The following is a 21,662-nucleotide window of genomic DNA, read 5'->3' as shown; positions in this document are numbered from 1 at the left end:
GCCGAAGGGGGCCGAACCACCATGACCAGCACGCGCACCCTCATTCGCGGCGGCCTCGTCATCACCGCCACCGACGAGACCCACGCCGACGTCCTCATCGAGGACGGCCGCATCGCCGCCCTCGCCGCCCACGGCTCCGGCATCAGCGAGTCCTGGACGGCCGGGCGGACCATCGACGCCACCGGCAAGTACGTCATCCCGGGCGGCGTCGACGCCCACACCCACATGGAACTGCCCTTCGGCGGGACCTTCGCCTCCGACGACTTCGAGAGCGGCACCCGCGCCGCCGCGTGGGGCGGCACCACCACCATCGTCGACTTCGCCGTCCAGTCGATGGGGCACGCGCTGCGCGACGGACTGGACGCCTGGCACGCCAAGGCCGACGGCAAGTGCGCCGTCGACTACGGCTTCCACATGATCCTCTCCGACGTGAACGAAGCCTCCCTCAAGGAGATGGACCTGCTGGTCGAGGAGGGCGTCACCTCCTTCAAGCTGTTCATGGCCTACCCCGGCGTGTTCTACAGCGACGACGGCCGGATCCTCCGTGCGATGCAGCGCGCCTCCGTCAACGGCGGACTGGTCATGATGCACGCGGAGAACGGCATCGCGATCGACGTCCTCGTCGAACAGGCGCTCGCCCGCGGCGAGACCGACCCCCGCCACCACGGCGAGGTGCGCAAGGTGCTGCTGGAGGCGGAGGCCACGCACCGCGCCGTCCAGCTCGCCCGGGTCGCCGGCGGCACTCCGCTGTACGTGGTGCACGTCTCCGCCGAGGAGGCCGTGGCCGAGATCGCCGCCGCCCGGGACAAGGGCCTCGACGTGTTCGGCGAGACCTGCCCCCAGTACCTCTTCCTGTCCACCGACAACCTCGCCGAGCCGGGCTTCGAGGGAGCCAAGTACGTGTGCAGCACACCGCTGCGGCCGCGCGAGCACCAGGCGGCGCTCTGGCGCGGCCTGCGCACCAACGACCTCCAGGTGGTCTCCACCGACCACTGCCCCTTCTGCTACAGCGGGCAGAAGGAGCTGGGCCGCGGCGACTTCTCCAAGATCCCCAACGGCCTGCCCGGCGTGGAGAACCGCATGGACCTGCTCCACCAGGCGGTCGTCGACGGACACATCAGCCGCCGCCGCTGGATCGAGATCGCCTGCACGGCCCCGGCCCGGATGTTCGGGCTCCACCCCAAGAAGGGCACCCTCGCGCCGGGCGCCGACGCCGACGTCGTCGTCTACGACCCGCACACCGTGCAGACCATCTCCGCGGCCACCCACCACATGAACGTCGACTACTCCGCGTACGAGGGGAAGACCGTCACCGGGCGGGTCGAGACCGTCCTGTCGCGCGGCCAGGTCGTGATCGACCGCGGCACCTACACCGGCCGGGCCGGTCACGGCGTCTACACCCCCCGCTCCACCTGCCAGTACCTGAACTAGGAGCCCGTCATGGACTTCGGACTCGTCCTCCAGACCGACCCACCGGGCTCCGCCGTGGTCGGTCTGATGCGGCGGGCGGAACGCAACGGCTTCCGCTACGGCTGGACCTTCGACTCCGCCGTGCTGTGGCAGGAACCCTTCGTCATCTACAGCCGGATCCTGGAGCACACCAGCAAGCTGACCGTCGGCCCCATGGTCACCAACCCCGGCACCAGGACCTGGGAGGTCACCGCCTCCACCTTCGCCACCCTCAACGACATGTACGGCAACCGGACCGTGTGCGGCATCGGACGCGGCGACTCCGCGATGCGCGTCGCCGGCCGCAAGCCCAACACCCTCGCCCGGCTCGGCGAGGCCATCGAGGTCATCCGGGACCTCGCGGAGGGGCGCGAGGCGGTCGTCGACGGACAGCCGCTGCGCATCCCCTGGGTACGCGACGGGAAACTGCCCGTCTGGATGGCGGCGTACGGGCCGAAGGCCCTGGCGCTCGCCGGGCGGAAGGCGGACGGCTTCATCCTCCAGCTCGCCGACCCGTTCCTGACCGAGTGGATGGTCAAGGCGGTGCGCAGGGCGGCCGAGGAGGCGGGCCGCGACCCGGCCTCGCTGACCGTCTGCGTGGCCGCGCCCGCCTACGTCGGGGACGACCTGGAGCACGCGCGCGACCAGTGCCGCTGGTTCGGCGGCATGGTCGGCAACCACGTGGCCGACCTGGTCGGCCGCTACGGCGAGCACTCCGGCCTGGTGCCCGAGGCCCTCACCTCGTACATCAAGACCCGCGAGGGCTACGACTACAGCCACCACGGCCGCGCCGGGAACCCGTCCACCGCGTTCGTGCCCGACGAGATCGTCGACCGCTTCTGCTTGCTGGGCCCGCCGGCCGCCCACATCGCCAAGCTGGAGGCGCTGCGCGACCTGGGCGTCGACCAGTTCGCGCTCTACGACATGCACGACGCCAAGGAGGCGACGATCGACGCGTACGGCGCCGAGATCATTCCCGCGCTGAACTCCTAGGGACGAATCCTCGCGGGGCGTGCGCCCGGGCGGCGGGCGCCGGACGGAGGGCCGGCGGCCGCCCCCGCACGGTCCCGTCAGCGGTTGATCGTGTCGCGCACCTTCGCGTAGACCGTCGCGTCGGTCAGCAGTCCGTTGTGGCTCAGGCACGAGGTCTGGGTGTTGGTGGCCCCGGACAGGGCGACACTGCTGTCCGGGTTGATGATCGTGTCGCAGGGCGACCACCAGGTCGCGTAGCGCGGCGCCCCCGGGGTCTCGTCACCGGAGTTGAGGGCGGTCAGGAAGGCGGAACCGGCGCGCATCTCGTAACAGGAGGTGTCGAAGCAGTTGTTCGCCCAGTCCGTGCCGTGGTTGGGGCCGCCGAGCGACACCCAGGCGTCGATCCTCGCGTCGCCGCCGAGGTTCTTGGCGTAGTGGCGCGAGGACAGCCCGCCCATCGAGTGCGTGACGACGTCGACCTTCGACGCCCCGGTCGCGGCCAGCAGCCGGTCCACCTCGACGGAGAGCCGCTCGGCGGTGGTGGCGTTGGACTGCCGCGAGTCGTACGCCCACTGGTCGAGGTGCGAGGCCGGCCATCCGTCGGCCCGGAACCGGCCCGCCATGGTGTCCCAGTTGGCGGCGCTGCCGTTGTAGCCGTGCACGAACAGGACCGGGTGGCTGCCCGCGCCGAAGCCCGGGGCCGCCGCGGCCGGGTCGGCGGCGCCGGCGGGGGACAGGACCTGCGGGGACAGCAGGAGGGCGGCCATGACGGCCACGGTCAGGTGTCTTCTCACGATGATGACCTCACGAGTCGTGCGGAGCGGAGGGGACGAACGGCGCGGCAACGCCGGAGGGGGGCTCGGGAGCGTCGTGTCGCTCGTCCCGGATCGCGGGAGGGCACGAGGAAGCGGCCGGCGGACCGGGAGACCGCGGGCACGGGAGGAACGCGGCACCGGTACCGGATGAGGGTGCGAGGAGGTTACTGCCTGGTAGACGGCGAAGGGCAAGAGGTGTGCGCGAAAAAAGCGGAAGGCGGCCCGCCACCGGCGGCCCGCCCCTGTCAGCGGCCCCGGCGGGGCACCCGGGTCACGGGACCCGTGCGGTCCACTCCGGGGAGCCGAACTTCGTCCGGGCCAGCTCACGCGCGCGGGCCATCTCGTCGTCCGTGACCGCGCCCTCGGACAGCCCGTACCGCTCGCGGAACGAGCCGATCATCTTCTCGATCACCGTCGTGCGCGGCAGCCCCGTCTGGCGGCGCAGCGGGTCGACCCGCTTCCTGGCGCTCTTCGTCCCCTTGTCCGAGAGCTTCTCCCGGCCGATGCGCAGGACGTCCGTCATCTTGTCGGCGTCGATGTCGTACGCCATGGTCACGTGGTGCAGGACGGCCCCCGCCCCGCCCACCACCCGCTTCTGCGCCGCCCCGGCGATCTTGCCCGCCTCGGTGGCGATGTCGTTGAGCGGCTGGTACCAGGCCTTGATGCCCATGTCGCCCAGCGCCCCCAGCACCCAGTCGTCCAGATAGGCGTAGCTGTCGGTGAACGACAGGCCCTGGACCAGTGCTTCCGGCACGGACAGCGAGTACGTGATGGTGTTGCCGGGCTCGATGAACATGGCCCCGCCGCCGCTGATCCGGCGCACCACGGTGATGCCGTGCCGCTCGGCGGCCTCCGGGTCCACCTCGTTGCCCAGCGACTGGAAGCTGCCGATCACCACCGCCGGCGCGCCCCACTCCCACACCCGCAACGTCGGCGGCCGGCGCCCGGCGGCCACCTCACCGGTGAGCACCTCGTCGAGCGCCATGTGCAGGGCGGGCGGCTGGGGCCCGTCGTGGACGAGCTGCCAGTCGTAGTCGGTCCAGTCGGTGGCGTGCGCCAGGGCACGCCGTACGGCGACCCCGATCCCCTCGGTGGTGAGGCCGAACATCTGCGTCCCGGGCGGCAGCGCCGCGTCGATCCTGGCCGCCAGCCCCGACGCGTCGGTGTCCGCCGGCGCGCCCTCCAGGGCACGGTCGATGGCGACCAGGGCCTCGTCGGGCTCCAGGAAGAAGTCCCCGCCGACCCGCACCCGCCGCAGCACCCCGTCCTCCGCGTCGAGGTCCACCACCACGAGCTTGCCGCCCGGAACCTTGTACTCACCGTGCACGTCCGCCGCCTCCCGTCCCCGAACCGACCGTCATGTCAGCCTATGCCCGGATCACGGCGGGAGGAGCCGGATCACGGCGGGAGGAGCCGGATCACGGCGGGAGGAGCCGGAGGGTGGCCGGGGCGGCCGGTGACGGTGCCCCGGCCACCGCTCCTCCGTCAGACCGCGACGCCGTCCGGTGCGCCGAGCATCGCCGACGCCGCCTGGACCGGGCTGAGGGCGGCGGCCGGGGCGGCCGTGGCCGTGGTGCAGGTGAACCCCAGGCGGGTGAGCGCCCGGGTCACCTCGGCGGCGGTGAAGTCACGGCGGTCCTGCCGCGTGATGACCTCGCCGACCTGCTTGACCGGGTAGTGACGGCGCCCGATGAGCACGGACCCGCCGGTGATGGGCTCGGGCTTCACGCCCTTCATCGACTGCTGCACCTGGTGCTTGTCGAGGTCGAACGGGAAACGGGCGATGACGCAGCGCATGGGGCCTCGGCTGGGTAGGAGGGGGCGGGACGGGACGGGCGGGACGCCGGTCAGGCGGCGGTGCCGTTGCGCACCGGGCGGCGGCGTGCCCGGCCCGGGCGGCCACGGCGGCCGGAGGGCGCACCGCCGGTCCTGGTCCGCTCGCCGACGGGCGCCGTGATGGTGACGGGGACGCCCGTGGGCGCCTGGGCCCCGGTGATGCGGCTCAGCTCGGCCTCGCCGGAGCGCACGGTGGTGGTCCGCGGGGTGATCCCGGCGTCGGCCATCAGCCGGGTCACGGTACGCCGCTGGTTGGGCAGCACCAGGGTCACCACGCTGCCGGACTCGCCCGCGCGGGCGGTGCGGCCGCCCCGGTGCAGGTAGTCCTTGTGGTCGGTCGGCGGGTCGACGTTCACGACCAGGTCGAGATTGTCGACGTGGATGCCGCGCGCCGCGACGTTGGTCGCCACCAGCACCGTGACGTGCCCGGTCTTGAAGTGCTCCAGGGTGCGGGTGCGCTGGGGCTGGGTCTTGCCGCCGTGCAGGGCGGACGCGCGCACTCCGCTGGCCAGCAGGTCCTTGGTGAGCCGGTCCACGGCGTGCTTGGTGTCGAGGAACATGATCACCCGGCCGTCGCGGGCGGCGATCTCCGTCACGGTGGCGTGCTTGTCGGCGCCGTGCACGTGCAGGACGTGGTGCTCCATCGTGGTGACCGCCCCGGCGGAGGGGTCGACGGAGTGGACCACCGGGTCGTGCAGGTAGCGGCGGACGAGCAGGTCGACGTTGCGGTCCAGGGTGGCGGAGAACAGCATCCGCTGGCCGCCGGACTGCACCTGGTCCAGCAGCGCGGTGACCTGTGGCATGAAGCCCATGTCGGTCATCTGGTCGGCCTCGTCCAGGACGGTGGTGACGACGTCGTCCAGCCGGCAGGCGTCCCGGTCGATGAGGTCCTTGAGCCGGCCGGGCGTGGCGACGACGACCTCGGCGCCGGAGCGCAGCGCCCCCGCCTGGCGGCCGATCGGCAGGCCGCCGACCACCGTGGTCAGGCGCAGGCGCAGCGAGCGGGCGTACGGGGTGAGCGCGTCGGACACCTGCTGGGCCAGTTCCCGGGTGGGTACGAGGACGAGGGCCAGCGGCCGACGGGGCTCGGCACGCCGCCCGGCGGTGCGGGCCAGGAGCGCGAGACCGAAGGCCAGGGTCTTCCCGGAGCCGGTGCGGCCACGGCCCAGGACGTCCCGGCCGGCCAGCGAGTTCGGCAGGGTCGCCGCCTGGATCGGGAAGGGCACGGTCATACCCTCGGCCGCGAGCGCCGCGAGCAGGGGCGCCGGCAGGTCCATCCCGGCGAAGGCCTCCACCGGCGGGAGGGCCGGGGTCAGGGTGACGGGCAGGGCGAACTCGCCCCGAGGTGCCGCGGGACGACCGTGGCCGCGGACGCGGCCGGGAGCGGCGGACCGCTTCGGCGCGCCGGAGCGGAAGGCGTTGCCCCCCGAGGGGGCGGAGCCGGCGGTGCGGCTGCGGGAGTAGCGGTCGTTCGAGCGGGACGTGCGGTTCATGCGGAACCTTCCTCGATGCGGCACGTATCGAGGAAAATTCCCGGGCCGCGGCCCGGAGAGAATCGCAAGATCGAGCCGTAGGGAAATGCGGACCGGGCGGGCCGTGAATTCGGCGCGGCCGGTGCGGGACGCGGCGGGCCGTGCGTCCGGCATCGGCCGGCGCGGCGCGCGTCGTGGTCGAAATCGTGGAACCGTGCGGCAGAGCCGTACGGAAAACCAACGAGCCGGGGCCCGCACCCCAAGGTGCGGGCCCCAGCTACGTGATGGTGCGCTGCGTCTGCGACGTCAGGCCGAGACGATGTTCTCGGCGGTCGGGCCCTTCTGGCCCTGCGCGATGTCGAAGGACACCTTCTGGCCTTCCTGGAGCTCACGGAAGCCGGAAGAGGCGATGTTCGAGTAGTGGGCGAAGACGTCGGGGCCGCCGCCGTCCTGCTCGATGAAACCGAAGCCCTTTTCCGCGTTGAACCACTTCACGGTGCCAGTAGCCATGTCATATCTCCTTCGGGGCAGTGCCCTGGGGCCCGCACTGTGCGGACCCCGAGTCGCCGCGATGATCGCCCCGTCCGGAAAAAAGCACCGGAAATACAAAAGTGCTCCCGCCGACGTTGGATCCGGCGAGGGCACTTGAAGTCTTTGGGAACCACAACTGCAACTGAAATCGACAGTAGCACGGAACGGTCAGGTGTGCGCGGATTGTTTGCGGCGCGCGAAATGCCGAGCCGGAAATTCTCCTGTTGCGGGGGCAGGTATTCGCCATCGGCAGGGCGACACCCCGATTCCGCTCCCCGGCGGCCCGCCGGTGCGGCGCCCGGGGAGGGGCGGAGGACTCGCCGGGAAGCTGCTCCTCCGAACGAGGGAAACCTGTCCTCGCCGCTATAGACATTGGCTCATAACGGAGCTAGGGTTCAGTCGTACCCAGAAGCACGAGAGAGGAGCAGACGCCATCAGGATCGCCCGGGCGAGGAACGACTCCGCCCGGACTCGCCGGCCCCGGATGGGAAGGTGGTCCCCGGTCACGCAGCAACGATCCCCGCATCCCCCTCCACCCGGTCGGGCGTGCGGAAACCGAAGAACGGCGCCGAGCGCCGGTAGATGGTGTTGAAACCCCTCGGGGCCCTGGTGCCGTACGGCGCCAGGGCCCCTCGACGCGCGTCCGACGAGCGACGCGTCCGGCAAAGGAAGAAGAGGTGCCAGTGACCCGGGAGACCCCGCACCCCACCGCCGACAGGCTCGACGACGACGACTACCCCGCCTTCACCATGGGCCGCGCCGCCGAACTGACCGGCACCACACCCGCGTTCCTCAGGGCCCTCGGCGACGCCCGCCTCATCACCCCGCTGCGGTCCGAGGGCGGCCACCGCCGCTACTCCCGCTACCAGTTGCGCATCGCCGCCCGCGCCCGCGAACTCGTCGACCAGGGCACGCCGATCGACGCCGCCTGCCGCATCATCATCCTCGAGGACCAGCTCCAGGAGGCCCTGCGCCTCAACGAGCAACTGCGCCGCTCGTCGACCGGCTCCGCCCCGTCCGCCGGATCCTGACCGCACCCGGCCCGGCGACCGGCCGCACCGGCCCGGCGAACCGGCCGCACCCGGCCCGGCGACCGGCCGCACCCGGCCCGGCCGCACCCGCCCGGCCGACCCGGCCGCACCCGCCCGGGATCCCCACCGCATCCGAACCGTGAGGTGACAGGGCGCATGTCCACCACCCGGCCGACCCTCCGCGGCACCTTCGGCATGGTCTCGTCCACGCACTGGCTGGCCTCCCAGTCGGCCATGGCCGTCCTGGAGGACGGCGGCAACGCCTTCGACGCCGCCGTCGCCGCCGGGTTCGTCCTCCACGTCGTCGAGCCGCACCTCAACGGGCCCGCGGGGGAGGTCCCCGTCCTCCTGGCGCCCGCCGGGGGCCGGGTGCGGGTGCTGTGCGGCCAGGGCCCCGCGCCCGCCGGGGCGACCGTCGCGCACTACCGGGCCCTCGGCCTCGACCTGGTCCCCGGCACCGGCCCGCTGGCCGCCGCCGTGCCGGGCGCGTTCGACGCCTGGATGCTCCTGCTGCGCGACCACGGCACCATGACCCTCGCCCAGGTGCTGCGGTACGCCATCGCGTACGCGGAGGACGGGCACCCGCCCGTGAAGCGGATCGCCGAGACCGTCGGCACCGTACGCGCGCTCTTCGAGGACGAGTGGACCTCCTCCGCCGACGTCTACCTCCCGGACGGCCGGCCCCCGTCCCCCGCGCGGCTGCTGCGCAACCCCGCCCTCGCCCGGACCTGGCGCCGCCTGGTCGACGAGGCGGTCACCGCCGCCGGTGACGACCGGACCGGCCAGATCGAGGAGGCCCGCCGCGTCTGGCGCACCGGCTTCATCGCCGAAGCGCTCGTACGGCAGTCCGGGCGCCCCACCACGGACACCAGCGGCGCCCGCCACACCGGCACCCTCACCGCCGCCGACCTGGCCGGCTGGTCCGCGACCTACGAGGACCCCGTCAGGTACGACCACGACGGCTGGACCGTGTGCAAGCCGGGCGGCTGGAGCCAGGGCCCGTGTTCCTCCAGCAACTCGCCCTGCTGCCCGACCGGTTGCCCGCCCACGGCTCGGCCGACTACGTCCACCTCCTCGTCGAGGGCGGCAAGCTCGCCATGGCGGACCGCGAGGCCTGGTACGGGGACGCCGCCGACGTCCCGCTCGACGCCCTGCTCTCCGGGCCGTACAACGCCGGACGGCGCGCGCTCGTCGGGGACACGGCCTCCCGCGAACTGCGCCCCGGCAGCCCCGGCGGCCGTACGCCGCGCCTGAGTGCCCACGCCCACGCCCTCGCCGTCGCCGCCCGGAGCAGGAGCAGGAGCAGGAGCAGGAGCGGGAGCGGGCAGGGGCCGGGAGCGGCGGGGGAGCCGTACGCCCCCGGGGCCGGTGAACCGACGGTCGCCACCGACGGGTCCACCCGGGGCGACACCTGCCACATCGACGTCGTCGACCGGTGGGGCAACATGGTCGCCGCCACGCCCAGCGGCGGCTGGCTCCAGTCCAACCCCGTGGTCCCCGAACTGGGCTTCCCGCTGGGCACCCGGCTCCAGATGGCCTGGCTGGACCCCGGCCTGCCGAACACGCTGACGCCCGGCCGGCGCCCCCGCACCACGCTCAGTCCGTCGCTGGCGCTGCGCGACGGCGTGCCCGTCATGGCCTTCGGCACACCGGGCGGCGACCACCAGGACCAGTGGCAACTGCACTTCTTCCTCGCCGTCACCCATGGCGGACTGGACCTCCAGGAGGCCGTCGACGCCCCGAACTGGCACCACGACGCCTTCCCCGGTTCCTTCCACCCCCGCGGCATGCGGCCCGGCTCCCTCACCGTCGAGTCCCGGACGGACCCGGCCGTCATCGCCGCACTGCGCCGCCGCGGCCATGACGTCACGGTCGCCGGGCCCTGGTCCGAGGGACGGCTGTGCGCGGTGGCCCGCGACCCGCGCACCGGGATCCTCTCGGCGGCGGCCGACCCGCGCGGAGCGCAGGGTTACGCGGTCGGCCGCTGACCCGGCCCCACCGGTTCACCCGGCGGGGGGCCGCGCTGTCAGCGGGTCATGCTTAGCTGGACGCATGATCGATGAACTTCTCGACGGTTCCGGGTCCCTGTCCACCACGGCCTCCGCCGCGGTCGAGGAGGCGGTGCGCGCGGCGGCCGCCGCCGAGATCGTGCCGCGCTGGCGGCAGCTCGCCACGCACGAGATCGTCGAGAAGAGCGGACCCCACGATCTCGTCACGGTCGCCGACCGGGCCGCCGAGGCCCACCTCACCGCCTCGCTCACCCGACTGCTCCCCGGTTCCGTGGTGGTCGGCGAGGAGTCCGTCCACGCCGACCCCGCGGTGTACGAGGAGATCAAGGGCGACGCGCCGGTCTGGATCGTCGACCCGGTCGACGGCACCTGGCACTTCGCGCACGGCGACCCCGGCTTCTGCACGCTCGTCGCGCTGGCGCTGCGCGGCGAGGTCCTGGCGTCCTGGACGTTCGCCCCGGCACGGGACGAGATGGCCGTGGCGGTGCGCGGCGGGGGCGCCCGGCTGAACGGCGAGGCGATACGGGCGGGGGCGCCCGCGCCGGGCGCGGCGCTCAAGGTCGCCACCTCCCACCCCGACTACACCACCGAGGAGCAGAAGGCCGCGCTCCTGGGCCTGTACACCGAGGGCGTCGAGGCCCGCCCCTGCGGCTCGGCGGGCCTGGAGTACCTGGCCGTGGCCAAGGGCGAGCTGGACGCGGTCGCGTTCTCCTGGGAGTACGCCTGGGACCATGCCGCGGGCCTGCTCCTGGTCGAGGAGGCGGGCGGCGCCCACACCACCCTGGCGGGCGACCCCTTCCGCGTCACCGGGGCCAACGCCCTGCCCTTCACCGCCGCCCGCGACCGGGCCACGGCCGACCGCGTCCGGGCCCTGCTGGCCACCCGGTAGACGGTTTTCGGACGGCGGGTGCGGGCGGGTCCGGACATCGCCCCACCCCCCGCCCGGAGCCGCCCACCGGTTCAATATCCTTAAGTGACCTGGCCGTCGGCTGACGAAGGAGTCCGAAGGTGCCGTCGATGTTCGATGCCGTCGTCGTGGGAGCGGGGCCCAACGGACTGACCGCCGCCGCCGAACTGGCCCGCCGCGGCCTCTCCGTGGCGGTGTTCGAGGCACTCGACACGGTCGGTGGCGGGGCCCGGACCGAGGAACTCACCCTGCCCGGCTTCCGGCACGACCCGTGCTCCGCCGTGCACCCGCTGGGCATCGGCTCGCCCGCCTTCAAGGCCATGCCCCTCGACCGGTACGGCCTGGAGTGGCTGCACGCCGAGCTCCCCATGGCGCACCCCTTCGACGACGGCACCGCCGCCGTCCTGTCCCGCTCCGTCGCCGAGACGGCCGCCTCCTTCGGGCCCCGCGACGCCGGCGCGTACCGCCGGCTGGTCGCGCCCTACCTCGGCAAGTGGGACACCCTCGTGCGGGACTTCATGTCGCTGCCGCTGACCGCCCTGCCGCGCGACCCGGTCACGCTCGCCCGCTTCGGCGTAGACGGGCTGCCGCCCTCCACCTGGCTGATGCGCCGCTTCCGCGACGACCGGGCCCGCGCCCTGTTCGCCGGACTGGTCGCCCATGTCATCGCCCCGCTCGGCGGACTGGCCACCGGCGCCATCGGCCTCGTCTTCGCGCTCGCCGCCCACGCCGGCGGCTGGCCGCTCCCGCGCGGCGGCTCCCAGGCGATCTCCGACGCCCTGGCCGCGTACGTGAAGGACCTCGGCGGCGTCGTCCACACCTCCTACGAGGTCAAGCGGCTCGACGACCTGCCGCCCGCCCGCGCGTACGTCTTCGACACCTCACCGACCGCCCTCGCCCGCATCGCGGGCTTCGGTTCCCACTACGACGGCTACCGCTACGGCGCCTCCGTCTTCAAGATCGACTACGCGCTGGACGGGCCCGTCCCCTGGACCGCCGAGGCTCCGCGCCGCGCCGGCACCGTCCAGATCGGCCCCAGCAGCCACGAGATCGGCACCGCCCTGAACCAGGTGTACCGCGGCACCCCTCCCCGTACGCCCTTCCTGATCACCGCCCAGCCGAGCCTCGTCGACCCGTCCCGTGCGCCGGAGGGCAAGCACGTCTTCTGGGCCTACGGCCACGTCCCGCACGCCTGGGAGGGGGACCTCACCGAGGCCATGGAGCGCCAGATCGAGCGGTTCGCCCCCGGCTTCCGCGACCTGGTCCTCGCCCGCGCCACGGCCGGCCCGCCGCAACTCGCCTCCCGCAACGCCAACTACGTCGGGGGCGACATCGCCTGCGGCGCCGCCAGCGGCCTCCAACTGCTGCTGCGGCCCCGCCTGTCCCTCTTCCCGTACCACACCCCGCACCCGGCCGTCTTCCTCTGCTCCTCCGCGACCCCGCCCGGCCCCGGCGTCCACGGCATGTCCGGGCACAACGCGGCGAAGGCCGTGTGGCGGCACCTGAGGAAGACCCGCCGGTGAACATCACGCTCGTACGCGGAGACATCACCGAGCAGCACGCGGACGCCCTCGTCAACGCCGCCAACTCCTCCCTGCTGGGCGGCGGAGGGGTCGACGGCGCCATCCACCGCAAGGGCGGCCCCGCCATCCTCGCCGCGTGCCGCGAACTCCGCGCCTCCCGGTACGGTCGCGGCCTGCCCACCGGACGGGCCGTCGCCACCACCGCCGGCCGCCTGCACGCCCGATGGGTGATCCACACCGTCGGGCCGGTCCACTCCGAGCAGGAGGACCGCTCCGGGCTGCTCGCCTCCTGCCACCGCGAGTCCCTGCGCGTCGCCGACGAACTGGGCGCCCGCACCGTCGCGTTCCCCGCCATCTCGACGGGCGTCTACGGATGGCCGGTGGAGGACGCCGCCCGCATCGCCGTCGAGGCCGTACGGGCGGCGACCACGTCGGTGGAGGAGGTCCGCTTCGTGCTCTTCGACGAGCGGGCGTACCGGGCCTTCGCCGAACGGCTCGGCTGACGCGGTCCACCGCGACTCCGCCCGCTCGGCCCCGGCCGGAGCGGCGGAACCGGCCGCGGTACTCCGCCGCCTTCCTCCGCGGTAACCGGCCCACCGGTCGCCGACGCGTGCGCCACCCGGCACCGGAAAGGGGGAGGCCCCGTCGCGACGGGGGAGACACGACGGGGCCCTGATCATCATCTGCCCGGGTTCCGCGGACTCACACCTGCGGAATCAGGACTTCCTTCGGGTGGCCGCACGGGCCCGGCGGGCACCCCCTCCGGGCCGGGCGGCACCCGCGCCGGCCCGGCGCCCGCACCCCCGCCCGCTACCAGGTGACGGGCAGGGCGCTGGGCGTGCTGGCGATCAGCGACGGGACCGGCGGGCCGGGCGGACCGGCCGGCCGGAGGCCCGGGAACCGCTCGAACAACGCGGCCAGCGCGATGCGCAACTGGAGCCGGGCGAGCGGGGCGCCCACGCAGAAGTGCGGCCCCTGCCCGAACCCGAGCTGCCGCGGGCGCTGCCCGCCCGCGCCGAGCGTGAACCGGCCCGGGCCGTGCCGCGGGTCGCGGTTGGCCGCCGCGAAGCACAGCAGCAGGGCGTCCCCCGCGCGCAGCGGCCGGCCGCCCAGCTCCACGTCCTCGGTGGGGAACGCGAAGGGCAGGGCGTACACGCTCGAATCGTGGCGGAGGCCCTCCTCCACGACCTCGTCCCAGTCGGCCCGCCCGTCCAGGACGAGGCGCAGCTCCCCGGGGTGCGCCAGCAGGGCGCCGACCGTGTTGACCAGGGCGCCGGCCGTGGTCTCGAACCCCGCGCCCAGGAACAGCCACAGCATGTCGACGAGTTCGCCGTCCGTCAGGCGCTCGCCGTCCCCGTGGATCAGGTCGGTGACGAGGTCGTCGCCGGGCGCGGCCGACCGGCTCTCCACCAGCTTCCGCAGGTAGGCGTTGATGTCGCGGGTCAGCCGGGCCGACTCCCGCGGACCGAGCGCCGCCCGCGAGAACGCCCGGCCGACGAGTTCCACGACCGCCGGCCGGTCCTCGGCGGGCACCCCGAACAGGTCGGACAGCGTGCGCAGCGGAAGCGGCAGCGCGAAGGCCGGGCGGAGGTCGACCGGCCGGCGACCGGCCGGCGCCCCGGCACCGGCCGCGTCCTCCATGGCGTCCAGCAGCGCGCCGACGGTCCGCGTGATCGCCGGCGCGAGGCCCTCGACCCGACGGGGGGTGAACGCGGCGGCCACCACCCGCCGCAGCCGCCGGTGGTCGGCGCCGTCGGCGGTCAGCATCCACTTCCGCGTCAGGTGCGCCAGCATCGGCCAGTCCGGCGGCACCTCGCCCTCCCGCAGGGCCCGCCAGTGCGCGGGGGAGCGGGCGAAGCGCCCGTCGGTCAGCACGGTCTCCAGCTCGGCGTGGCCCACGACCGCCCAGCAGGGGACCCCGCCCGGCCACTCCGCCGGCGCGACCGGGCCCCACCTCCGCAACTCCTCCGCCTGGGCCCGCAGGTCCGGGCTGTGAGGGTCGAGCAGCACCCGCTCGGTCATCATGCGTCCCCCTGGGAGGTCCTGGAACCACGACGTGACGTGACCAGATGCTCCCACACCGTCACCGCGCGGCGCCGGGGAATCGGGGCAGCGCAGGCAGCGCGAGGCTGATGTCGCATTCTCGCCAGCGGCCCCCGCCCCCGCTCCCCGATGCTGGAGCCATGCACACCGACACCGAGCGCTGCGTGCGGGCCGTCCGGTCGAAGGACGCCCGCTTCGACGGATGGTTCTTCACCGCCGTCCTCACCACCCGCATCTACTGCCGGCCCAGCTGCCCGGTCGTGCCGCCCAAGCCCGAGAACATGGTGTTCTACCCGAGTGCCGCCGCCTGCCAGCAGGCCGGCTTCCGCGCCTGCAAGCGGTGCCGCCCCGACACCAGCCCCGGCTCGCCCGAGTGGAACGCCCGCGCCGACACCGTCGCCCGCGCGATGCGCCTGATCCGCGACGGAATCGTCGACCGCGAAGGGGTGCCCGGGCTCGCCGCCCGGCTCGGTTACTCGACCCGCCAGATCGAACGCCAACTGCTCGCCGAACTCGGCGCCGGCCCGCTTGCCCTGGCCCGCGCCCAGCGCGCCCAGACCGCCCGCCTGCTCATCGAGACCACCGCGCTGCCGATGGCCGACGTCGCCTTCGCCGCCGGCTTCTCCTCCGTACGCACCTTCAACGACACCGTCCGCGAGGTCTTCGCCCTCACCCCCGGAGCACTGCGCGCCCGCGCCGCGCGCACCGCCGAGAAGACCCCGCCCACCCCCGGCGTGCTCACCCTCCGGCTGCCGTACCGCGCACCCCTCAACCCCTCCAACCTCTTCGGACACCTGGCCGCGACCGCCGTGCCCGGCGTCGAGGAATGGCGGGACGGCGCCTACCGGCGCACCCTCGCGCTCCCGCACGGCCACGGCGTCGTCGCGCTCTCCCCGCGCCCCGACCACATCGCCTGCCGGCTCTCCCTCACCGACCCGCGCGACCTCACCCTGGCGATCAGCCGCTGCCGCTGGATGCTCGACCTGGACGCCGACCCGGTGGCCGTCGACGACCAGCTCCGCGGCGACCCGCTCCTCGCGCCGCTCGTCGGCGAGGCGCCCGGCCGGCGCGTCCCGCGTACCGCCGACGCCGCCGAGTTCGCCGTCCGCGCGGTCCTCGGCCAGCAGGTCTCCACCGCCGCCGCCCGCACCCACGCGGGCCGCCTGGTCACCGCGTACGGCACGCCCGTCGACGACCCGGAGGGCGGGCTGACCCATCTCTTCCCCGCCCCCGCGGCACTCGCCGCCCTCGACCCCGGGTCGCTCGCCCTGCCGCGCAGCCGCCGCACCACCCTCACCACCCTGGTCGGCGCCCTCGCGGACGGCACGCTCACGCTCGGCCCGGACAGCGACTGGGACGAGGCCCGCGCCCGCCTCCGTGAGCTCCCCGGCTTCGGCCCGTGGACCGTGGAGGTGATCGCGATGCGCGCCCTCGGCGACCCCGACGCCTTCCTCCCCACCGACCTCGGCGTCCGGCGCGCCGCCGCCGGCCTCGGGCTGCCGGCGACCCCCGCCGCGCTGACCGCCCGCGCCGCCGCCTGGCGGCCCTGGCGCGCCTACGCCGTCCAGTACCTGTGGGCCACCGACAGCCACCCCGTCAACCACCTGCCCGCGTAAGGGAGTCCGCCGATGAACCGCCGGCACACCGTCACCGACAGCCCCTACGGCCCGCTCACCCTCGTCGCCACCGACGGCGTCCTCAGCGGGCTCTACATGACCGGACAGCGCCACCGCCCGCCGGAGGAGACCTTCGGCGACCGCGACCCGCGCCCCTTCACCGAGGTCGTCCGCCTGCTCGACGCCTACCACGCCCGTGAACTGACCGAGTTCGACCTGCCGTTGCACCTGGCCGGGACACCGTTCCAGCGCAGCGTCTGGGAGCTGCTGCGGAAGATCCCCTACGGCGAGACCCGCTCGTACGGGGAACTCGCCGAGCTCCTGGGCAAACCCGGCGCCTCCCGGGCCGTCGGGCTCGCCAACGGCAAGAACCCGGTGGGGATCATCGTCCCGTGCCACCGGGTCATCGGCGCGGGCGGCGGGCTCACGGGATACGGCGGCGGCCTGGAGCGCAAGCAGCGGCTGCTGGCCTTCGAAGGCGCCCTCCACGGAGCCCTCCACGGGGCCCGCGACGGCGGCCCCGCGAGCGCGCCCCCGGCCGGCCCCGTGGCGGAAACCTTGTTCTAGCCCGGCCGCCGAGGCCGGCGCCCGGTCACTCCAGCCGCTGGAGCAGTTCCGGGAGCGCCGTGCCGATCGGCTCGCGCACGACCTCGTCGGCCAGCTCGTCGTAGGGCGTCGGCTCGGCGTTCACGACGATCAGCCGGGCTCCGTGCTCCGCCGCCGTACCGGCGAGGGACGCGGCGGGCTGCACCTGGAGCGACGAGCCGACCGCGACGAACACCTCGGCGGCCTTGGCGATCGACAGGGCCTCGCCCAGGACCACCGGGTCCAGCCGCTGCCCGAACATCACCGTCGCCGGCTTCAGGATCCCCCCGCACGCCTCGCACGCCGGGTCGGCCTCACCCGCCTCCACCCGGGCCAGCGCGTCCTCCATCGAGGAGCGGGTGTGGCACCCGGTGCACACCACCGCCCGGGCGGTGCCGTGCAGTTCCAGCACCTTGCGCACCGGGGTCCCGGCAAGCTGGTGCAGTCCGTCCACGTTCTGGGTGATCACCCGGACCGCGAAACCCGGCCTCCGCTCCAGCGCGGCGATCGCCCGGTGCGCCGCGTTCGGCTCCGGCCGCGGTGTCGCGGCGTCGCGCCGCATCAGCCACGCCCGGCGCCGGATCTCCGGGTCGGCCATGTAGTACGCGTAGGTGACCAGCTTCTCGGCCTCCGGGTCGCGCCGCCACAGGCCGCTGGGTCCCCGGTAGTCACTGATGCCGGAGTCCGTGGAGATGCCGGCACCGGTGAGGAACGCGACGAGAGTCATGCGGCCGAGGTTACGCAGCGTCCGCCCGCACACGCGAACGAGTTGCCGCCCGCCGCCCGCCGCCCGCCCCGTGCCGCCCGCCGTACCCGCCGCCCGCCCGTCCGCCTCAGCCGACCGGCCGGCCGTTCTCCAGCTCCACCGCACCCCGGCCGGCCGCCAGGGCGTCCAGCGCGGCCGCCACGCGCGGACCCAGCGAACCCAGCAGGTACGTGGGCAGGTCCTCGGGCTCCACCAGCTTCCAGGAGACCAGTTCCTCCTCCTGGAGCCGGATCTCCCGGAACCGCTCGCCGCTCAGCACGCCACCGTCGTAGATGTACGCCACGATCGGCGGACGTCCCGCCCCGTGCACCCAGTCGACCGCGAGCAACGGGCCGGGCTCCACGTCGAGGCCGATCTCCTCGAGTGTCTCGCGCCGGGCCGCCTGCCGCGGGGTCTCCCCGGCGTCCGACTCGATGGTCCCGCCGGGCAGGGCCCAGCCCTCCCGGTAGTTGGGCTCGACCAGCAGGACCCGGCCCTCCCCGTCGCGGAAGAGCGCGGCGGCGCCGGCCAGGACGCGGGGGAGGCCCGCGATGTACGTGGCGTAATCGGTGGTGGTCACGGCGTCAGCCTAGTGCGAGGGTCCGCGCGGCCAGCTCACCGATCCGTACGCCGTCGAAGCCGAACACCGCGCTGCGCACCCGGTCCTCCAGCGGGTCCGTCCAGTGGCGCGGGATGCCCGACGCCCCGCACAGCACGCCCGCGACCGACCCGGCGGTGGCGCCGTTGGAGTCGGTGTCGAGGCCGCCCCGGACCGTGAAGGCGATGGTGCGGGTGAAGTCGCCGCCCCCGTACAGCAGACCCGCCGTGAGGACGGCCGCGTTGGGCACGGCGTGGATCCAGTGCAGCCCGGCCAGCTCCCGCTCCACCTCCGTCAGCGCGTCGTCCCAGGTCACCCCCGCGTCGTAGAGCGCGCACATGTACCGCACCACGCGCGCGAGGCGGCTGTTCGCGGGGACGCGCCCCAGGGCCGACTCGACCGCGGCACGCGGACCGGGCGCCGTGAAGGCCGCGGCGACCAGGGCCGCCGCCCACATCGCCGCGTACACGCCGTTGCCGGTGTGGGACAGCACCGCGTCGCGGCGCGCCAGCGCTGCCGCGCGGGCCGGGTCGCCGGGGGACGTCCAGCCGAAGACGTCCGCGCGGATCAGGGCCCCGATCCACTCCTGGTACGGATTGTCGCGGGTGGCGGTGAACGGGGGCCGCACACCGTTCGCGAGGTTGCGGTAGGCGGCCCGTTCGGCGGTGAACGTCTGGAGGTAGGGCAGGCGCAGCAGCCACAGCTCGCCGACCTGCTCGGTGGTGAAGTCCGGCCCGTGGGTCTCCAGCAGGTGCAGGGCCAGGATCGCGTAGTCGACGTCGTCGTCCCGGCAACTGCCGTGGATGCGGCCCCGCACGCAGTCGCGCCACTCGGGCCGCAGCTCGAACCCGGCGGCGTCACCGTCCGGTGGCGGCCCGGGGAGGTAGTCGGTCAGGGGGAGGGCGCCGGTGGCCCGCAGGTAGCGGTCGATCCGGTCGCGTGTCCAGTAGTCGCCACGCTCGACGGGTTTGCCGAGCATGTTCCCGGCGATGCGCCCGGACCAGCCGCCGAGGATCCGGTCCGCCAGGTCCGGGCCCGGGGCCGGCACCGACGCCTCCCGCGCGGTCACGGTCACCGTCACGCAGACGGCAGCGAGGGGGACGGCACGACGGCACCGCCGCCCGCCCGCACGGCCTCCACCACGGCCTCGTGCAGATCCCTGCTGTCCCTCTCCGAACGGCACGCCACGGGGCTGCCCGTCATGGTGAACCAGTCGGATGCCCCGGTGTACTGGACGGCGATCTGTGCCTCGCCGCCCGCCCATGTGGTGTGCACGGAGACATTGCCCGTGACGATCCCGAGCTCGTCGGTACGAACCCCGCCACGACCCGTGTACACCTCCGTTGTCGTCCACGATGCCCATGTCATGATGCGAGCGTCACACGAATGGCCGACACCCGCGACTCGGGCGCATAGCCACCCGGGGACGCGAATAATCCGTGGCGGCAGGACAGTTCGCCTCCCTAGAGTGAACGTCGTCCAGGTGCGAAGGCAGGACCTACTTCCACTGCTAATGGGGCGGTCGCGGGTTCGAGTCCCGTCATCGACTTCGGGTCGGTGTAGCTCAGTCGGTAGAGCACCTTGTCGGTTCCGCCGGCCTTGAACTCTGGACACCTGTACGGAACGCACCTCCCGGTGCGCCGGCCGCGGCTACTTCCTTCCCACGAAATCACGCCGCCGCCACCTTGATCTCGGGAGGCGCGGCGGACGGGGTGCCCGGTGCGAAGGTGACGGGTACTTCTCAGGGGACAGCAGGGCGCGGGTTCGAATCCCGCCACCGGCCCCGCGCCGGTGTGGCTCAGCGAGGTGGAGCGGCTGTTATGACGGCCGTCGCCGGCATGCGACCTCGGGCACCCCCTCCGCCGTGCGTCCCCACCGAATTCGGGGGGAATTCACATGGCACGCTTCAACATCCGCCGGACCGCCGCCACCGCCGTCGGCCGCGCGGTCTCGCCGGTCCGGTCGACCGGCCGCACCACCACCCACCTGGGCGGCACCGGTGTGCTGCGCGACCCGCGCTCCGAGCTCTTCCTCCTCGCCGTCGCCAACTTCGTCACCCAGTCGACCTTCCACGAGTCGGCCGGCGACCGCGACGACCGGTTCGCCGCTCTGGTGCGCGAGCTCGCCGTCGAGGACCCCGAGTGGACCGCCGGCCTGCTGGGCTGGCTCCGCGGCGAGGGCGGCATGCGCACCGCCTCCCTGGTCGGCGCCGCCGAGTACGTCCACGCCCGCCTGGCCGCCTCCGCCACCGACGGCCCCGCCAACCGCCGGGTCATCGCCTCCGTCCTCCAGCGCGCGGACGAACCCGGCGAGCTCCTCGGCTACTGGACCTCCCGGTACGGCCGCAACGTGCCCAAGCCGGTCAAGCGGGGCATCGCGGACGCCGTCCAGCGGCTCTACACCGCCCGGTCCCTCCTGAAGTACGACGCGGCCGGCAAGGGCTACCGCTTCGGCGACGTCCTCAACCTGGTGCACGCCGCCCCCGACCCGGCGAAGCAGCCCTGGCAGGGCGAGCTCTTCCGGTACGCCCTGGACCGCCGCCACCGCCCCGGCACCGCGCTGCCGCCCGCCTCGAACCGGATGCTCACCGCCCACCGGGTGCTGATGGAGCTCCCGGTCGCCGAACGGCGCGCCGTGGTCACCGGTCCGGACGGCGCCGAGCGGCTGGCCGAGGCGGGCATGACCTGGGAATCCCTGGCCGGCTGGCTCCAGGGGCCGCTCGACGCGGCCGCCTGGGAGGCGGTCATCCCGTCCATGGGCGCCATGGCCCTGCTGCGCAACCTCCGCAACTTCGACGAGGCCGGTGTGAGCGACGAGGCCGCCGCCCGCGTCGCCGCGCGGATCTCCGACCCGGAGGCCGTGGCCGCCTCCCGCCAGTTCCCGTTCCGCTACCTGGCCGCGTACCAGCACGCGCCGTCGCTGCGCTGGTCCTACCCGCTGGAGCGGGCGCTCGGCCACTCGCTGGCGAACGTGCCCGCCCTGTCCGGCCGGACCCTGGTCCTGGTCGACCGCTCCGGTTCCATGTGGGCGCCCCTCTCCCAGCGCTCCCAGCTCAACCGGGCCGACGCGGCGGCCGTCTTCGGTGCCGCGCTGGCCCTGCGGGCCGCCGACGCCGACCTGGTCGAGTTCGGCACCAGCAGCGCGCCCGTCCCCTACCGGGCGGGCGAGTCGGTGCTGAAGGTCCTGGACCGCTTCCACAGCCTGGGCGGCACCCACACCACCGAGGCGGTACGCGCCCACTACCGCGGCCACGACCGGGTTCTGATCGTCACCGACGAGCAGGCCGCGTACAGCCACCACGGCGACCCGGCACAGCAGGTCCCGGCGCACGTTCCGGTCTACACCTGGAACCTCGCCGGCTACCGCCCGGGCCACGCCCCCTCCGGCGGCGCCGGCCGGCACACGTTCGGCGGCCTGACGGACGCGGCGTTCCGGATGGTGCCGCTGCTGGAGGCCGGGCGGGCCGCGGACTGGCCCTGGGCGGCCTGAGTCGCGTCCCGCGCCGGCGTACCCCACCGGCGTGCTGACCA

The 21,662-nt window shown here is 74.1% G+C and carries 20 protein-coding genes and 1 pseudogene; 11 read left to right on the top strand and 10 right to left on the bottom strand.

Annotated elements, in window-relative coordinates:
* Positions 1-21 precede the first annotated feature (21 nt).
* Both hydA and ACF068_RS12045 read left to right on the top strand, forming a co-directional pair.
* The gene (gene hydA / locus ACF068_RS12050; RefSeq protein WP_392274091.1) at positions 22-1,431 is read left to right on the top strand and encodes a dihydropyrimidinase; all 1,410 of its coding nucleotides are present in this window, start codon (positions 22-24) and stop codon (positions 1,429-1,431) included.
* Between the two features lie 9 nt (positions 1,432-1,440).
* Positions 1,441-2,442 (top strand): TIGR03842 family LLM class F420-dependent oxidoreductase, encoded by a 1,002-nt coding sequence (locus ACF068_RS12045; protein WP_392274090.1) that lies wholly within the window; start codon positions 1,441-1,443, stop codon positions 2,440-2,442.
* 77 nt (positions 2,443-2,519) lie between these two features.
* On the opposite strand, the gene ACF068_RS12040 is transcribed toward ACF068_RS12045, so the two are convergent.
* The 5 genes from ACF068_RS12040 to ACF068_RS12020 all read right to left on the bottom strand — a co-directional run bounded on the left by ACF068_RS12040 (position 2,520) and on the right by ACF068_RS12020 (position 7,054).
* Positions 2,520-3,215: an esterase/lipase family protein gene (locus ACF068_RS12040; RefSeq protein WP_392274089.1), complete on the bottom strand. Its 696-nt coding sequence runs from the start codon at positions 3,213-3,215 to the stop codon at positions 2,520-2,522.
* 292 nt (positions 3,216-3,507) lie between these two features.
* On the bottom strand, positions 3,508-4,563 hold the full coding sequence (locus ACF068_RS12035) for a biotin/lipoate A/B protein ligase family protein (protein WP_392274088.1): 1,056 nt from the start codon (positions 4,561-4,563) through the stop codon (positions 3,508-3,510).
* Positions 4,564-4,721: 158 nt separating this feature from the next.
* Positions 4,722-5,033: an SCO5918 family protein gene (locus ACF068_RS12030; protein WP_392274087.1), complete on the bottom strand. Its 312-nt coding sequence runs from the start codon at positions 5,031-5,033 to the stop codon at positions 4,722-4,724.
* A 50-nt stretch (positions 5,034-5,083) separates the two neighbouring features.
* Positions 5,084-6,565, bottom strand: a complete 1,482-nt coding sequence (locus ACF068_RS12025) for a DEAD/DEAH box helicase (protein WP_392274086.1) — start codon at positions 6,563-6,565, stop codon at positions 5,084-5,086.
* Positions 6,566-6,850: 285 nt separating this feature from the next.
* The gene (locus ACF068_RS12020; protein WP_385391974.1) at positions 6,851-7,054 is read right to left on the bottom strand and encodes a cold-shock protein; all 204 of its coding nucleotides are present in this window, start codon (positions 7,052-7,054) and stop codon (positions 6,851-6,853) included.
* Positions 7,055-7,752: 698 nt separating this feature from the next.
* Between ACF068_RS12020 and ACF068_RS12015 the strand changes: the two genes are divergently transcribed.
* The 6 genes and pseudogenes from ACF068_RS12015 to ACF068_RS11990 all read left to right on the top strand — a co-directional run bounded on the left by ACF068_RS12015 (position 7,753) and on the right by ACF068_RS11990 (position 13,048).
* Complete coding sequence (locus ACF068_RS12015) at positions 7,753-8,106, top strand: MerR family transcriptional regulator (protein WP_392274085.1); 354 nt, start codon at positions 7,753-7,755, stop codon at positions 8,104-8,106.
* A gap of 156 nt (positions 8,107-8,262) precedes the next feature.
* Positions 8,263-9,051, top strand: a pseudogene (locus ACF068_RS12010) (gamma-glutamyltransferase); the annotation flags it as partial.
* Positions 9,052-9,077: 26 nt separating this feature from the next.
* A complete protein-coding gene (locus ACF068_RS12005) occupies positions 9,078-10,094 on the top strand; it encodes a gamma-glutamyltransferase (RefSeq protein ID WP_392274084.1) in 1,017 nt (338 codons plus the stop codon).
* A gap of 64 nt (positions 10,095-10,158) precedes the next feature.
* On the top strand, positions 10,159-11,004 hold the full coding sequence (locus ACF068_RS12000; protein WP_392274083.1) for an inositol monophosphatase family protein: 846 nt from the start codon (positions 10,159-10,161) through the stop codon (positions 11,002-11,004).
* 119 nt (positions 11,005-11,123) lie between these two features.
* Entirely contained in the window at positions 11,124-12,545 is a 1,422-nt protein-coding gene (locus ACF068_RS11995; RefSeq protein WP_392274082.1) for a phytoene desaturase family protein, read from the top strand.
* Positions 12,542-13,048: an O-acetyl-ADP-ribose deacetylase gene (locus tag ACF068_RS11990; protein ID WP_392274081.1), complete on the top strand. Its 507-nt coding sequence runs from the start codon at positions 12,542-12,544 to the stop codon at positions 13,046-13,048. Before ACF068_RS11995 ends, ACF068_RS11990 begins: the two co-directional genes overlap by 4 nt.
* Before the next feature lie 307 nt (positions 13,049-13,355).
* Here ACF068_RS11990 and ACF068_RS11985 read toward each other — a convergent pair whose 3' ends face one another.
* Complete coding sequence (locus ACF068_RS11985; protein WP_392274080.1) at positions 13,356-14,570, bottom strand: cytochrome P450; 1,215 nt, start codon at positions 14,568-14,570, stop codon at positions 13,356-13,358.
* Between the two features lie 158 nt (positions 14,571-14,728).
* Here ACF068_RS11985 and ACF068_RS11980 point away from each other — a divergent pair, with 158 nt between their 5' ends.
* Together ACF068_RS11980 and ACF068_RS11975 are read left to right on the top strand one after the other, a co-directional pair.
* The gene (locus ACF068_RS11980) at positions 14,729-16,204 is read left to right on the top strand and encodes an AlkA N-terminal domain-containing protein (RefSeq protein ID WP_392274079.1); all 1,476 of its coding nucleotides are present in this window, start codon (positions 14,729-14,731) and stop codon (positions 16,202-16,204) included.
* A 12-nt stretch (positions 16,205-16,216) separates the two neighbouring features.
* Positions 16,217-16,771, top strand: coding sequence for a methylated-DNA--[protein]-cysteine S-methyltransferase (locus ACF068_RS11975; RefSeq protein WP_392274078.1), 555 nt, complete (start codon positions 16,217-16,219; stop codon positions 16,769-16,771).
* 25 nt (positions 16,772-16,796) lie between these two features.
* On the opposite strand, the gene ACF068_RS11970 is transcribed toward ACF068_RS11975, so the two are convergent.
* From ACF068_RS11970 to ACF068_RS11955, 4 genes are all read right to left on the bottom strand, one after another.
* Positions 16,797-17,516, bottom strand: a complete 720-nt coding sequence (locus ACF068_RS11970) for an NAD-dependent deacetylase (RefSeq protein ID WP_392274077.1) — start codon at positions 17,514-17,516, stop codon at positions 16,797-16,799.
* A 106-nt stretch (positions 17,517-17,622) separates the two neighbouring features.
* Complete coding sequence (locus tag ACF068_RS11965; RefSeq protein WP_392274076.1) at positions 17,623-18,114, bottom strand: NUDIX domain-containing protein; 492 nt, start codon at positions 18,112-18,114, stop codon at positions 17,623-17,625.
* 4 nt (positions 18,115-18,118) lie between these two features.
* Complete coding sequence (locus ACF068_RS11960; RefSeq protein ID WP_392274075.1) at positions 18,119-19,213, bottom strand: ADP-ribosylglycohydrolase family protein; 1,095 nt, start codon at positions 19,211-19,213, stop codon at positions 18,119-18,121.
* Positions 19,210-19,500, bottom strand: coding sequence for a hypothetical protein (locus ACF068_RS11955; RefSeq protein ID WP_392274074.1), 291 nt, complete (start codon positions 19,498-19,500; stop codon positions 19,210-19,212). The genes ACF068_RS11960 and ACF068_RS11955 overlap by 4 nt, the downstream gene beginning before the upstream one ends.
* Positions 19,501-20,028: 528 nt before the next feature.
* Here ACF068_RS11955 and ACF068_RS11950 point away from each other — a divergent pair.
* Complete coding sequence (locus tag ACF068_RS11950; RefSeq protein WP_392274073.1) at positions 20,029-21,621, top strand: TROVE domain-containing protein; 1,593 nt, start codon at positions 20,029-20,031, stop codon at positions 21,619-21,621.
* The last annotated feature ends 41 nt before the right edge of the window (positions 21,622-21,662 follow it).

It is taken from the genome of Streptomyces sp. NPDC016309 (assembly GCF_043077235.1).
In the GTDB taxonomy this organism is placed as follows: domain Bacteria; phylum Actinomycetota; class Actinomycetes; order Streptomycetales; family Streptomycetaceae; genus Streptomyces.
The sequence above is the reverse complement of the archived record's forward strand: the minus strand, read 5'-3'. Positions and strand labels throughout refer to the sequence as shown.

Excerpts from the sequence above, each read along its gene's own strand:
- ACF068_RS12000 (WP_392274083.1), top strand. The coding sequence starts at position 10,159 with ATGATCGATGAACTTCTCGACGGTTCCGGGTCCCTGTCCACCACGGCC.
- ACF068_RS11950 (WP_392274073.1), top strand. The coding sequence starts at position 20,029 with ATGGCACGCTTCAACATCCGCCGGACCGCCGCCACCGCCGTCGGCCGC.
- ACF068_RS12030 (WP_392274087.1), bottom strand. The coding sequence starts at position 5,033 with ATGCGCTGCGTCATCGCCCGTTTCCCGTTCGACCTCGACAAGCACCAG.
- ACF068_RS11970 (WP_392274077.1), bottom strand. The coding sequence starts at position 17,516 with ATGACTCTCGTCGCGTTCCTCACCGGTGCCGGCATCTCCACGGACTCC.
- ACF068_RS12020 (WP_385391974.1), bottom strand. The coding sequence starts at position 7,054 with ATGGCTACTGGCACCGTGAAGTGGTTCAACGCGGAAAAGGGCTTCGGT.
- ACF068_RS12045 (WP_392274090.1), top strand. The coding sequence starts at position 1,441 with ATGGACTTCGGACTCGTCCTCCAGACCGACCCACCGGGCTCCGCCGTG.
- ACF068_RS11985 (WP_392274080.1), bottom strand. The coding sequence starts at position 14,570 with ATGATGACCGAGCGGGTGCTGCTCGACCCTCACAGCCCGGACCTGCGG.
- ACF068_RS11975 (WP_392274078.1), top strand. The coding sequence starts at position 16,217 with ATGAACCGCCGGCACACCGTCACCGACAGCCCCTACGGCCCGCTCACC.
- ACF068_RS11980 (WP_392274079.1), top strand. The coding sequence starts at position 14,729 with ATGCACACCGACACCGAGCGCTGCGTGCGGGCCGTCCGGTCGAAGGAC.
- ACF068_RS11955 (WP_392274074.1), bottom strand. The coding sequence starts at position 19,500 with ATGACATGGGCATCGTGGACGACAACGGAGGTGTACACGGGTCGTGGC.
- hydA (WP_392274091.1), top strand. The coding sequence starts at position 22 with ATGACCAGCACGCGCACCCTCATTCGCGGCGGCCTCGTCATCACCGCC.
- ACF068_RS12025 (WP_392274086.1), bottom strand. The coding sequence starts at position 6,565 with ATGAACCGCACGTCCCGCTCGAACGACCGCTACTCCCGCAGCCGCACC.